This window comes from Streptomyces sp. NPDC058796 (assembly GCF_042745235.1).
GTDB lineage: Bacteria > Actinomycetota > Actinomycetes > Streptomycetales > Streptomycetaceae > Streptomyces.
On record NZ_JBHYOP010000045.1, the window covers coordinates 1 to 1049 of the forward strand.

Sequence of the window (1049 nt, forward strand, 5' to 3'; positions counted from 1 at the left end):
TTCTTTGAAGGGTTGGTGGGGGTTGATGGTGTGGGGGTCGGGGTGGGCGAGGACGGTGGCGATGGTGGTGCGGACGAGGGTGAGGAGGTGGTCGTGGCGGGTTTGCTCGTCGAGGTTTTGGAGTTGTTCTTGGAGGGTGGTGGGTTGGGTGGTGGGGGTGGTGGTTGGTGTGGTGGTGGGTTGGGTGGGGGTGAGTTCGGTGAGGAGGGGTGGTGTGGTGTCGGGGGTGAGGTGGGTGGTGTTGAGGTTGGTTGCTGTGGTGGTGGGTTGGTGTGTGGTGAGGGCGGTGTCGAGGAGGGTGATGGCTTGGGTTGTGGTCAGGGGTGGGAAGCCGGTGCGGGTGGTGTGTTGGCGGGTGGTGGGGTTGAGGTGGCGGATCATGCCGGCTTCGTCGTTCCAGGGGCCCCAGGCGAGGCTGGTGGCGGGCAGGCCTTGGGTGTGGCGGTGGTGGGCGAGGGCGTCGAGGTAGGCGTTGGCGGCGGCGTAGTTGGCCTGGCCGGGGGAGGCGAGGGTGGCGGCGAGGGAGGAGTAGAGGATGAAGGCGTCGAGGGTGAGGTGGCGGGTGGCTTGGTGGAGGTTCCAGGCTCCGTTGATTTTGGGGTGGAGGACGGTGGTGAGTTGTTGGGGTGTCAGCTGCTGAAGTGGTGCCATGTCAATGAGTCCGGCGGTGTGGACTACGGCTGTTAGTGGGTGTTGGTCGGGTATTTGGGCCAGGAGTGCTTCGAGGGCTTTTTGGTCGGCGATGTCGCAGGCGGCGAGGGTGACGGTTGCGCCGAGTTCTTCTAGTTCGGTTTTGAGTTTGTGTGCGGTGGGGGTGTTGGGGCCGGTGCGGCTGGTCAGGAGGAGGTGGCGGATGTGGTGGTGGGTGGTGAGGTGGCGGGCGGTGTGGGCGGCGAGGGTGCCGGTGCCGCCGGTGATCAGGACGGTGCCGTCGGGGTTCCATGGGGTGGGGGCTGGTGTGGGGGTGTCGGGGAGGCGGGTGAGTCGGGGGGTGTGGATTTGGCCGTTGCGGATGGCGAGTTGGGGCTCGTTGTGGGTGAGGGCGTGGG

The 1049-nt window shown here is 66.5% G+C and carries 1 protein-coding gene; it reads right to left on the reverse strand.

The window, feature by feature from the left end:
• Positions 1 to 1049: beta-ketoacyl reductase (locus ACFW47_RS35220; protein WP_386308289.1), on the reverse strand; the 1049-nt coding region annotated here is incomplete at both ends.